This is a genomic window from Ferrimonas balearica, assembly GCF_019802055.1.
Lineage (GTDB): Bacteria > Pseudomonadota > Gammaproteobacteria > Enterobacterales > Shewanellaceae > Ferrimonas > Ferrimonas balearica_A.
The window spans coordinates 595,615-607,487 of sequence record NZ_JAHVHW010000004.1; the positions used below are offsets into that span (position 1 = coordinate 595,615).

The 11,873-nt window shown below is 60.9% G+C and carries 9 protein-coding genes; 6 read left to right on the forward strand and 3 right to left on the reverse strand.

What is annotated here, in order from left to right:
* The first annotated feature begins 195 nt into the window (after positions 1–195).
* The 3 genes from KUV52_RS03625 to KUV52_RS03635 all read left to right on the forward strand — a co-directional run bounded on the left by KUV52_RS03625 (position 196) and on the right by KUV52_RS03635 (position 4,875).
* On the forward strand, positions 196–918 hold the full coding sequence (locus KUV52_RS03625; RefSeq protein ID WP_222524555.1) for a hypothetical protein: 723 nt from the start codon (positions 196–198) through the stop codon (positions 916–918).
* Positions 919–1,080: 162 nt separating this feature from the next.
* Positions 1,081–2,871, forward strand: a complete 1,791-nt coding sequence (locus KUV52_RS03630; RefSeq protein ID WP_222524556.1) for an acyl-CoA dehydrogenase C-terminal domain-containing protein — start codon at positions 1,081–1,083, stop codon at positions 2,869–2,871.
* Positions 2,872–2,964: 93 nt separating this feature from the next.
* The gene (locus tag KUV52_RS03635; RefSeq protein WP_222524557.1) at positions 2,965–4,875 is read left to right on the forward strand and encodes an alpha/beta hydrolase family protein; all 1,911 of its coding nucleotides are present in this window, start codon (positions 2,965–2,967) and stop codon (positions 4,873–4,875) included.
* Here the strand turns inward: KUV52_RS03635 and KUV52_RS03640 are convergent.
* Complete coding sequence (locus tag KUV52_RS03640) at positions 4,865–5,749, reverse strand: LysR substrate-binding domain-containing protein (RefSeq protein ID WP_222524558.1); 885 nt, start codon at positions 5,747–5,749, stop codon at positions 4,865–4,867. The two genes, KUV52_RS03635 and KUV52_RS03640, sit on opposite strands and share 11 nt — an antisense overlap.
* A 91-nt stretch (positions 5,750–5,840) precedes the next feature.
* Here KUV52_RS03640 and KUV52_RS03645 point away from each other — a divergent pair, with 91 nt between their 5' ends.
* Positions 5,841–6,803, forward strand: coding sequence for a TDT family transporter (locus tag KUV52_RS03645; RefSeq protein WP_222524559.1), 963 nt, complete (start codon positions 5,841–5,843; stop codon positions 6,801–6,803).
* 63 nt (positions 6,804–6,866) lie between these two features.
* On the opposite strand, the gene tyrS is transcribed toward KUV52_RS03645, so the two are convergent.
* The gene (tyrS, locus tag KUV52_RS03650; protein ID WP_222524560.1) at positions 6,867–8,054 is read right to left on the reverse strand and encodes a tyrosine--tRNA ligase; all 1,188 of its coding nucleotides are present in this window, start codon (positions 8,052–8,054) and stop codon (positions 6,867–6,869) included.
* A 251-nt stretch (positions 8,055–8,305) separates the two neighbouring features.
* Between tyrS and KUV52_RS03655 the strand changes: the two genes are divergently transcribed.
* Positions 8,306–9,547, forward strand: a complete 1,242-nt coding sequence (locus KUV52_RS03655) for a peptidoglycan DD-metalloendopeptidase family protein (protein WP_261389840.1) — start codon at positions 8,306–8,308, stop codon at positions 9,545–9,547.
* A gap of 10 nt (positions 9,548–9,557) precedes the next feature.
* Complete coding sequence (locus tag KUV52_RS03660; protein ID WP_222524562.1) at positions 9,558–10,661, forward strand: anhydro-N-acetylmuramic acid kinase; 1,104 nt, start codon at positions 9,558–9,560, stop codon at positions 10,659–10,661.
* Between the two features lie 39 nt (positions 10,662–10,700).
* Here the strand turns inward: KUV52_RS03660 and chrA are convergent, their stop codons facing one another.
* A complete protein-coding gene (gene chrA, locus KUV52_RS03665; RefSeq protein ID WP_222524769.1) occupies positions 10,701–11,846 on the reverse strand; it encodes a chromate efflux transporter in 1,146 nt (381 codons plus the stop codon).
* Positions 11,847–11,873: the final 27 nt, after the last annotated feature.

Below are 11,873 nucleotides of genomic sequence, written 5' to 3' on the forward strand. Positions count from 1 at the left end.
TCGCTCCCAAGTGGGTCTTTCTGGCTTTTATGGCCATCGACTCACTCAAGGGGCTTTTTCAATTCTCAGTGGAACCCGTCGTGGGGTGTATGGAGGTACACGAGGCCCCTGTAGCCGTTTGTTTTTGCAGAGCCAAGGGTTCATAACCGTTGATGACTCAATGGGGCAGCCAAACTGCCCGTCGTGGAGTTTCCAATGAAATCTTTGAAATCTGTCTCTTTGGCCCTGATCCTTGCGGGTGTTTCCGCGTCTCCCCTGACCTATGCCGACAATACCGCTTCCGCGTTTACCGACGACGGACAAGCGGCCATGCTCGGCGCCGCCGCGATCCGCACATTGGGCACCAGTGACGAAGGATTTGTCACTGTACTGAACACGGAATTGAAAAACTCAGGCACACCGAAAGACCTGGTGATCGGCCTCTCCTTTGAAACCATGCTGATGACCGAAACCGTGGTCCGCAGCAAGGGCGGCAATAAGAGCGAAGCCACCGCTGATGCCGTTATTGAGATGCGCGTCTTTGTAGATGACAAACTTGCCGCCCCTGGCGAGGTGATCTTCGATAAGCGGATCCAGACCCTGTGGGCCGAGCTCGGTGGCGTTCTGGACTGCGCAGACACTCTGACCGTTGATACCGACGGTGACGGCGTGCCCGATGACTACGACGGCATCATCTCCTTCGATGAGTGCAACCTCACCGAGGAAGAGATCGGGCTGATCCTCGATACCGCCGCCGCCCACACCTTTAACTTCCTGGCCTACGACATCGGCTCCGGCTCCCACACCATTCGTGCGGAAGCTCGGGTGAGCTACGGTGGGCAAGTGGTTGAGGGCGACGGTTCGGTTGCTGCCAGCGCCTCCTTGGGCAAAGGCACTCTCAGTGTCTGGGAAGTCCATGGTTCCAACGGCTCCGAGTAACCTCATATCTGCTCGGACAAGCCGCCTTCGGGCGGCTTTTTTGCGTCCATTTTTTAGTCAGCTCCTACTGGTAACGGCAGCCGGGTTCTGGCAGCTTTGGGTTTAAACGGACGTTTAAACCCTGGGTCGGATCGGCCCCGCAACGGATGCAAGGAGCGCACAATGCCGTCATACCACGCCCCCCTCAAAGAGATGCAGTTTGTCCTCCATGACCTGCTGAACCTGGGGAATCACTACGCCACTTTAGGGTACGACGACGCCACCCCTGAACTGGTGGATGCCGTACTGGAGGAGGCCGCCAAGTTCACCGAATCGGTGATCGCGCCTCTGAACCGGGTGGGTGATGAGCAGGGCTGCCGCTTTGAAAATGGCGAGGTCACCACGCCCCAGGGCTTTAAGGAGGCCTATCAGCAGTATGTGGAAGCGGGCTGGCCCACTCTGGCCCAGCCGACAGAGTATGGCGGCCAGGGCCTGCCCTACTCCCTCAATCTGGTCTGTGCCGAGATGCAGTCCGCCGCCAACCACGCCTTTGCCATGTATCCCGGACTCACCCACGGCGCTCAGGCCACCCTGATGGCCCATGGCGATGAGTCCCTGCAGGCCCGCTTTATGCCCAAGCTGGTTTCAGGGGAGTGGACCGGTACCATGTGCCTGACCGAAGCCCACAGCGGCTCGGATCTTGGCCTGCTGCGTACGAAAGCCGTGCCGCAAGCGGATGGCAGCTTCCGTCTCAGCGGCTCCAAGATCTTTATCTCCTCCGGCGACCATGACCTGGCGGAGAACATCGTCCATATCGTGATTGCCCGCATTGAGGGGGCTCCCGCAGGCACCAAGGGGATCTCCCTGTTCCTGGTACCCAAAATCCAGGTTGAGGAGGATGGCGCACTGGGTGCCCCCAATGGCGTCAGCTGCGGTTCGATTGAGCACAAGATGGGGATCCACGGCAACGCCACCTGCGTCATCAACTTCGACGACGCTACCGGCTATCTGCTTGGCGAGCCCAATCGTGGGCTCAGCGCCATGTTCACCTTTATGAACGCCGCCCGAGTTGGCGTTGCGACGGAGGGAGTAGCTGCGGCTGAAGCCGCCTTCCAGGGCGCGCTGGAATATGCCCGGGAGCGGTTGCAGATGCGTTCACTCAGCGGCGCCAAATGCCCTGAAAAAGCAGCGGACCCCATCATTGTTCACCCGGATGTGCGCCGTATGCTGCTGACCCAGAAGGCGATCGCTGAGGGAGGACGGGCGATGGTGTACGAGATGGCCACCTGGGTGGACATCACCAAAAGTGCCAGCGCTGACCCAGCCGCTAAGCAGCGGGCCAGCGACCGCCTCAGTTTGTTGACCCCCATCGCCAAGGCGTTCCTGACCGAGATGGGGTTTGAAGCCACCAGTCTGGGGGTTCAGGTGTTTGGTGGCCACGGCTATGTGGCCGAGTGGGGCATGGAGCAGCTGATGCGGGACACCAAGATCTCCTGCCTCTATGAGGGCACCACCGGTATCCAGGCACTGGACCTGCTGGCCCGCAAGGTGCTGGGCAGCCGTGGAGCCCTGTTGGAGAGCTACTGCACCGAACTGGCCCAGTGGTGGATGACGCAATCACTGCCCGACGCCTTGTTGCCGCTGCGGCAGTCGCTGTTGGCCCACCTGCAACAGTGGGGCGAACTGACCCAGAGCATCGCGCTGCGGGCTCAGAAAAACCCGGATGAGATTGGCGCGGCCTCGGTGGATTACCTGATGTTCGCAGGCTACGTGGTGCTGGCCCATCAGTGGCTTCGTATGGCGCTGGTTGCCGATTCATTCAAAAGTCACGATCCGGACTTGTGGCAGGCGAAGCAGGTCACCGCGCAATTCGTCTTTACTCGACTGCTGCCCAAAGCGGCCAGCCATGCCCTCTTGGCCGGACAGAGCTGCGACTCTCTGATGCAGCTCGACAGCAGCCAATTCCGCTCATAATAAATATGGGCAACAGCTTGATAAGTAATATAAAAGCCATGATGATGCGGCTATGGGCAATGGATAGCCCCGCAACCCTTTAGGATGATCATCATGGCTTTTCGTTCCTTCTCCCTGCTCATCGTCAGCCTGGTGGGGCTGTTACTGCCACTCTCTGCCACTGCCGCAACCAAAGCGCCGTTACCCGTTACGGCCTACGGCAAACTGCCTCATATGAGCGACATGGAGCTGTCACCCGACGGCCGCTACCTGTCGATGCTGCGCAATGTCGAAGGACACCTGGTGCTGGCAGTCACCGACCTGACCACCGGCGATACCGAATGGTTGTTTAAGGCCGACAACCTTGAAGTCACGCTGAACTGGTACACCTGGGCCAACAACGACACCCTGCTGTTTGGGGTAGGCAGCACCAAATGGCGAACCGGTGTGAAATACACCCATACCCAGCTGTATAAGATCACCATGGGCGAGGACAGTGAGCCCAAAGTCGCGGTGCGACCCAAATCATCCAAAGGCTACACACCGCAATTTCTGGATCGGGTCATCCATTTCCTGCCAGACCAGCCTGACCACATCCTTTTGAGCGCCGACTTCGATCGACCCGGCCTGCCCTCGGTATACAAGGTCAACATCATGCGCGGCACCTACACGCTGGAGTATCGGGCTCGCAGTCATATTCACCATTGGGTCACGGATGAACAGGCACGCGTCCGCATCGGCATTGGTCGTGACGACACCCGAGCCTTTTTCCGCTTGATGGACATCGAAGGCAATTTTGTCCGCAACCTCTGGGAGTTCGAACTGCTTGAGGCCCCTGACATCCGGATTCTGGGCTTCGACAAGAATCCGGACATTCTCTACATTCGCGCAGAACACGAAGGCCGCTACGGCGTGTTCAAAGTGGATCTCAGCGACCCGGAGCTAAAACGGGAGTTGTTGCTCTCTGACCCGACCTACGACATGACAGGCTATCTGATCTATTCCGCCAAATCCGGAGAGGTGGTGGGATTTAGCGGTGGCTGGACCTACTGGGACGACGAGTACCTCAAGCTGCAAACCGCACTGAATAGCGCACTCCCCGACGCCAACAATCAGATTGTCAGTGTCAGCAATGACCTCACCCAATACGTGCTCTACACCAGGTCGGCCGAATTTACCGGCGACTATCTGCTGGGTAACCGCAAGACAGGCACGCTGGATTATCTGGGCAGCCAGTACCCTATGGTCGATGAAAGCCAGTATGCCGGTAAGGTCAAACTCCACTTCAAGGCCCGCGACGGATTGGCTATTGAGGGCTATCTGACCCGCCCCAAGGGCGCCCCGGTGGACACCCCTCTGCCCACCATCATCCTGCCTCACGGCGGACCGATGAGCCACGATACCGCCAGCTTCGACTACTGGAGCGCATGGCTGGCCAATCGTGGTTACGCCGTATTCCAACCCAACTTCCGTGGTTCCACCGGCTACGGCTTTGAATTCGCGATGAAATCGATCGGCGACTGGGGTGGTGCAATGCAGGATGATCTGGAGGATGCCGCCCGTTTTCTGGTCAAAGAGGGGGTCTCCGATGCCAGGCGCATCTGCATTGGTGGCGGCAGTTACGGCGGCTATGCGGCACTGATGGCCGCAGTAAAACAGACTGATACCTTCCGTTGCGCCGCCAGTATCGCGGGGGTTACTGACCTACAGGGCATCCTCAATAATGCACGACGCTTTACTCACTACGAGGTGATCAAGCGCCAACTGGGCAGTCAGTTGGATCAGCGCTCACCCCTGCGTCAGGCCAGCCGCGTCGGCATTCCTGTGCTGCTGATTCATGGCAGCGACGACAAGGTTGTGCCGGTGGCCCAGAGCCGGGCTATGGCGAATGCACTCAAGGCCGCCGACAAAGCGGTGACCTACATTGAGCTGGAACACGGCAATCACAGTCTGAGCGCCGAGGCGCACCGTCTGCAGGCGATGAGTGCAATGGCTGAGTTCTTTGATAAGCACCTCAAGATGTAGTCCTCTCCTGTGCCAAAAGCGCCAGCACCCGCTGCAACTGCGGCAGGTGCTCGCTGCCCGGCGGATGCACCAGAGATAAGCGGCGATAAACGGGCTGCGGCAAAAACACCTCCGCGATCCGGCCCTGCCGTAAGGCGTCGTCGCAGGCCAGGCGGGAGACCAGTGACAGCCCCAGACCCGCCTCCACCGCACGCACGACGGCTTCCAGTTGCCCCAGTTCCAGCACCACCCTGAACCGCTCCAGCCGGGGGGCCAGATGATGATCAAACTGCTCCCGGCTGCCGGAGTGCACCTCCCGCAATACCCAGCGCTGATCATTCAGCGCCGACCAGGGCACCGTCTGCCCCGCCAGCGGATGTGTTGGCGGCGTCACCAACACCATCTCATCCTCCCGCCAGAGGTGACGAACCAGCTCCCCGTGGATGCTTTCACTCTCCACCAACGCCAGATCCAGTGCCCGCTCCGCCAGTTGCTCCTGCAACTGGTAGCTGTTGGCCAGGGTTACCGCTGGCAGGGGCCAATCCGACGGCCAGTGGTTGGCCAGCAACCCCGGCAGCAGGTAGTTGCCGATGGTGGCGCTGGCCCCAAGACGCAGGGGCGTTGCGCTCAGACCGCTCTGGAACAGGGCCATTACGCCCTGTTCCCGTGCCAGCAGCTCCTCGGCCATCGGCAGCAACTGACGCCCCTGAGTGTTCAGCACCAGTCTCTGAGCCCGCCGTTCAAACAGCGCCACGCCCAGCTGCTCTTCAAGGGTTTTGATCGCCTGTGACACCGCCCCACGGGTCAGATAGAGGGCATCGGCGGTGCGCCCCAGGTTGCCGGTATGGGCCACCGAGACAAAGATTCGAAGCTGTCTGAGGGAGAGATCCGCCATTTAGTTTCACTAAATAGTATGTGCAATATCATTCGATATTATTAAACGAGCAAGAGGCGCACAATAGCGGCATCTCAGAAGGAGTCGAACCATGTCTCTTGCCGAAAAATTCAATCGCATCCCCACCCCCCTGGCTGGCCTTGCCCTGGGGATCGCCAGCCTGGGCCTCTGCCTGGACGGTCGCTTTGGCGCCGAGGGTCACCTGCAACTGGCCGGTGCCCTTATCAGCAGCGTTCTGCTGCTGTCCCTGCTGGTGAAGTTTGTACTGAACCCCGGTCAGCTGAAGCTGGATGTGGCGCACGCCGTGGTAGGCAGTGTGATCCCCACCTTTGCCATGGCCACCATGGTGATCTCCACCAGCCTCTACCGCTTTATGCCCTTCCAGGGGCAGCTGCTGTGGCTGGTGGCGGTAACCCTGCATCTGGCGCTGCTGCTCGGCTTCCTCTATCACCGCGCCCAAGAGCCGGGCTGGCACCATATGGTTCCCAGTTGGTTTGTGCCACCGGTGGGCATCATTGTGGCCGCTGTTACCTGCCCCAGTGAAGCGGTGAAGCCGCTGGCCACCATCCTGCTGTATGGCGGCATGATCGCCTACGCCATCATGCTGCCGCTGATGCTGTATCGCCTGATCTTCCACACCAATGTGCCGGATCCGGCCAAGCCGACCATCGCCATTATGGCGGCACCGGCCAGCCTCTCCCTGGCAGGTTACCTGAATCTGGTGAGTGAGCCGTCTGCGCTGGTCGTGGCCCTGCTTCTGGGCATCGCACTGCTGATGACCGCCCTGATCTACCTGGCGTTCTTCCACCTGATGCGCCTGCCGTTCAGTCCGGGCTACGCCGCCTTCACCTTCCCCATGGTGATCGGTGCCACCGCCCTGTACCAATGCGCCAAGCTGTTCGAGCACTGGGGTCTGAGCCAGCACACGCTGCTGCACCGAATGGCAGACGGCGAACTGCTGGTGGCCACCGCCGTGGTCAGCTACGTCGCCCTGCGCTACCTGATCGCCTACTGGCCAAAAGCCCCGGCCAACCCGACAGCCGTAAGCCAATAACGGGAAAACACACAGACACAAAAAAGGCCGCCCAATGGGCGGCCTTTCTGTTTCCCTGTCGACTTACTTCAGGGTCACGCGGGCAAACTTGCGTTTACCGACCTGATACACCGCAGTACCGGCAGCCGGCACCAACTTAGTGTCTTCGATCTTGTCACCATCCATCTTGGCGCCGCCCTGCTTGATCATGCGCATGGCGTCGGAGGTGGTGTTCACCAGACCCGCTTCCTTCAGCAGGTTGGCGATGGCCATACCGGCTTCAAACTCGAACTCCGGCATCTCGTCCGGGATGGCGTTCTTGGAGAAGCGGTTGATGAAGTCCTGATGCGCGGCTTCGGCAGCGGCCTCGTCGTGGAAACGGGCGATGATCTCCTTGGCCAGGGCGATCTTCACATCGCGGGGATTGGTCCCGGCGGCGATGTCAGCCTTGAACTGTTCAATCTCTTCCAGCGGGCGGAAGGAGAGCAGTTCGTAGTAGTTCCACATCAGGTCATCGGAGATGGACATGATCTTGCCGAACATCTCGCTGGGCGCATCGGATACGCCGATGTAGTTGTTGGCAGACTTGGACATCTTCTTCACGCCGTCCAGACCCACCAGCAGCGGCATGGTGATCACCACCTGCGGAGATTGGCCAGCGTCTTTCTGCAGTTCACGACCCATCAGCAGGTTGAACTTCTGGTCGGTACCACCCAGTTCGATGTCCGCTTCCAGCGCTACGGAGTCGTGACCCTGCAGCAGCGGGTACATGAACTCGTGGATGGCGATGGACTGGCCACTGCCAAAGCGCTTCTTGAAGTCGTCACGCTCCAGCATACGGGCAACGGTCTGCTGGGCCGCCAGACGCAGCATCCCCTCAGCACCCAGCTCACCCAGCCAGGAGGAGTTGAATTCGATGCGGGTCTTGGCCGGGTCCAGAATCTTGAACACCTGCTCTTTGTAGGTCTCGGCGTTGGCCAGAACCTGCTCGCGGGTCAGCGGCGGGCGGGTGCTGTTCTTACCGGACGGGTCACCCACCATGCCGGTGAAGTCACCGATCAGGAAGATCACCTCGTGCCCCAGTTCCTGGAACTGGCGCAGTTTATTCAGGATCACAGTGTGGCCCAGATGGATATCCGGGGCCGTCGGATCGGCACCGAGCTTCACCCGCAGAGGGCGGCCCAGCTTCAGCTTGGCAACAAGCTCCTCTTCCACCAGGATCTCATCGGTTCCGCGGCAGATTTCGGCCAGGGCCTTGTCCAAATCAGTCATACAACATTCCGCTCGGTTTGAATCTGTTAGCAAAGCGGATAATGTTACTGGTTAGCACCCATAAATAAAAGGGTGTAGCATAGCGCCGCCCAGCCCTCTGGGAGTCCAGTTTTCACGACGGTTGAGAATTAAGGAAAGTGTCTCGAAAACCGAACCGTTCAACGGTTAAATCTTCCCACCCGGCCGCGGCTCTGCCGACACGGCTGTGGAACCTGTTTCAAGCCCTTCCCCGAGCACATCGGGGAATGATCATGTCGGTCACGGTTTTGATGGCCATCATCCTGATGTTGCCCTCCGGCCAGAGCCTTGCGGCCCGCCACAGTGACCCCATTGAGGTGGCCACTCGCCACCCGTTGCCGATCACCCTGCCCGCCCCGGCTCAGCTTGCTGCTGAGCCAGAGTTGGACTGGCAGCGATTTGAGGTGCAATCCGGCGACAGCCTGGCCAGGCTGTTTGACCGGGCAGGCCTATCTCCCCAAACCCTCTACGCCATCAGTCAGCTGCCTGAAGCGGGTAAAGTCCTGACCCGAATCATGCCGGGACAGATGATTGAGCTGGGCTTTGCCAACGGCGAGCTGGCCCGGCTGAGCTATCAGATAAACGCTCAACGCACTCTGGTGGTATCTGCAGAGGGCGACGGCTACCAGGAGCAACTTGAACAGAAAGCGATCGAGAAGCGCCAGTTCTTCGCCAGCGCCGACATCACTTCCAACTTCTGGAATGCGGCGGTGGATGCGGGCCTTTCCGCCAACCAGATCATGCGCCTGGCGGAGATCTTCGGCTGGGACGTGGACTTTGCCCTGGATATCCGGGCCGGAGACCACTTCTCCGTGATCTACGAAGAGGATTACATCGACGGCCAGTTCGCCGGGGATGGTGACATTCTGGTGGCCGAGTTCAGCAACCAGGGCGAGACTTTCAGAGCGGTTCGCTACAGCGACGGCAACTACTACGACGACAAAGGCAACGCCATGCGCAAGGCGTTCCTGCGTGCGCCGGTGCAGTTCAACTACGTCAGCTCCAACTTCAACCCCCGTCGCCTCCACCCGGTGACCGGCAAAGTCCGCCCCCACCGAGGCACCGACTATGTGGCGCCAGTGGGCACCCCCATCATGGCTGCCGGTGACGGCACGGTGATCGCCTCCGCCTACAACAACCTGAACGGCCACTACGTGTTTATCCAACACTCCAACACCTATGTGACCAAGTACCTGCACCTCTCCAAACGTCAGGTACGCAAAGGGCAGCGGGTGCGCCAGGGGCAAACCATCGGCAAGCTGGGGGGCACCGGTCGGGTGACCGGCCCCCACCTTCACTACGAATTCCTGGTGAATGGCGTGCATCGCAATCCCAGAACCGTCAAACTGCCGGAATCGCGCCCCATCGCCAAGAGCGAACGGGCCGCCTTTGACGTCCTGGCCAGCGAGCGTCTGGCCCAGCTTGCTCACCGTCAGTCGATCCTGCTGGCGATGGGCGCCCCGACTGCCGAGTAAGGAGCTCTGCATGACCTACTGCATCGGCCTGATGTCCGGCACCTCCATGGACGGCATTGATGCTGCCCTGGTGGCGTTTGACGAGCAGGGTAAACCGACCCTCAAGGCCCATCACAGCATCGAGATCCCGCCGCCACTGCTGGCCGAGTTGCATCGGCTCTGCACACCGCACGATAAGGAGATCGACCGGATGGGGCGGGCTGACAGAGCGATTGCGCTGGCGTTTGCCGAAGCGGTACACACCCTGCTGGCGGTAGCCGAACTGCAACCCGGCGACATCGCCGCCATCGGCAGCCACGGCCAGACCGTTCGCCATATGCCGGAGGGACCTCACGCCTTTACCCTGCAGTTGGGCTGCCCCAGCACCCTGGCCGCGACAACCGGCATCGATGTGGTGGCGGATTTCCGCCGCAAGGACATCGCACTGGGTGGCCAGGGCGCGCCCCTGGTACCCGCCTTTCACCAGGCGCTTTTTGCCGCCGACACCCCCCGCTTTATTCTGAACATCGGCGGCATTGCCAACCTCACCTGCCTGCCGGGTGAGAAGAGTGAAGTGATGGGATTCGATACCGGCCCGGGCAACACCCTGATGGACGCCTGGGCCCGTGAGCGCTTTAACCTGCCCTATGATGACAACGGGGCGATTGCCGCCAGGGGCCGGGTCAACCAGACCCTGCTGGCCCGGCTGTTAACCCACCCCTACTTTGCCCAGCCTGCGCCTAAAAGCACCGGAAGGGAGCTGTTTAACGCCAGCTGGCTCTGGGGACATCTGGAGACCGACGCCAACCTGCCCGCCGAGGATGTGATGGCCACGCTGATGGCGCTGACCGTGGAGAGCATTGCCAGCAGCGTTCGCCAGCATGCTCAACAGGGCGAACTCTATCTCTGTGGCGGTGGCGCCTTTAACCAGGAGCTGCGTCGCACCCTGGCGGCCGCTCTGCCGGGCTTCACCATCGACACCACCGAAGCCCTGGGATTGCCGCCCAAGTGGGTGGAATCGACCGCCTTTGCCTGGCTGGCGTGGCGCCACCTTAATGGCCTGCCGGGTAACCTGCCCGCCGTCACCGGCGCCAGCCGGGAGGCGGTATTAGGGGGCTGGTATCCAGCGCAGTAGTAGAAACGGGAGCCATCGGCTCCCGTTTTTGTTTTCAGCTCAGCGCAGCGCCCAGTAACCCAGACTCATCCCCAGCATGGCGACAATCAGCCAAAGGATCGGCAACTGACGGCCCCGCAGCAGGTAGAACCCCACCACCACCATCGCCATATCGGCAGCACTTAGTACCGCACTGACAAACACAGGCTGATAGAGCGCACTCAGCAACAGTCCCACCACCGCCGCATTGATACCGGCTGCGGCGGCGGCCACTCTGGGGCGGGCCGCCAGCGCTTCCCAGCCGTGATAGAGGACCAGCACCAACAGCATGCCAGGCAGGAACAGGGCCAGGGTAGCCACCGTAGCGCCCAGCAGCGGCGCTTGCGGGGCCAGGTCCGCCCCCAGGAAGGTGGCCAGGGTAAACATGGGGCCGGGTACCGCCTGAGCCGCGGCATAGCCGGTCAGGAAGCGATCCGGTGATATCAAACCGCCGGTGGTTTCCTGCAACAGCGGCAGCACCACATGCCCGCCGCCAAACACCAGGGCACCGGCCTGGAAAAAGTCGGCGTAGATCTGGTGCAGCCAGCCACTGGCGGGCATCAGCGCCAGCGCAACGGCCCCGGCAAAAAGCAGCAGCGGCAGCCACTGCACTCTGGCCTTCGCAGCGGGCACCGCCATCGCCTCAACCGGCGTACGCCAGGCGGCAATCAGTGCGGCAAACCCCAGCACCAGCAACTGGGTGGTCAATCCAGGCAACACCAGCAGCAGTGCGGCACTGAACGCCGCCAGTGACCAGTGCAAGGCGCTTTTGCAGAAGCTTCGGCTCATCCCCAGCACCGCATCGGCCACCACCACCACCGCCAGCAGCTTAAGGCCGTGGATCACCGCTTCCACCAGCGGGCTGTCCAGGGCATCCACACTCAGGGTGGCCAGCAGGTAGAGCAGGATAAAGGAGGGCAGCGTGAAGCCCAGAAAAGCGGCCATCGCCCCCGGCACCCCCGCACGGCGATACCCCAGTGCAAACCCCACCTGGCTGGAGCCCGGCCCGGGCAGAAACTGAGACAGCGCCACCAGACGACCGTACGCCTCATCATCCAGCCACTTCTCCTGTTCCACAAACTTGCGCCGAAAGTAGCCGATATGGGCGGCGGGACCGCCGAAGCTGACCCAGCCGAGCAGGAAGAAGGGGATAAAAACGGTACGGATAACAGTCACAGCGTTCGGGAAAATCAG